We start from the raw sequence: 252 nt of genomic DNA on the forward strand, positions 1-252 counted from the left end.
GCGCATCGTCGCCGAACCGCTCACCGTGCTGGAGGGGATTGATCGCACGACGCTACGTGCCCGCGTCTCCGCAGTGCTACGGCAGGTGGGTCTGCGCGATGCCGACATGGAGAAATATCCACACGAGTTCTCCGGCGGCCAGCGCCAGCGCATCGCCATTGCGCGCGCGCTGATCACCCAGCCGAAGCTGATCGTCGCCGACGAGCCGGTCTCCGCGCTCGACGTTTCCGTGCAGGCGCAAGTCTTGAACCT

General features: G+C 66.3%; 1 protein-coding gene. It reads left to right on the forward strand.

Annotated features, from left to right (window positions below; all coding sequences use genetic code 11):
• The coding region (locus tag IVB32_RS36110) for an ABC transporter ATP-binding protein (protein ID WP_247413003.1) at positions 1-252 on the forward strand (252 nt) is incomplete at both ends.

The sequence above is a fragment of the Bradyrhizobium sp. 23 genome (assembly GCF_023073295.1).
GTDB classification, from domain to species: domain Bacteria; phylum Pseudomonadota; class Alphaproteobacteria; order Rhizobiales; family Xanthobacteraceae; genus Bradyrhizobium; species Bradyrhizobium canariense_D.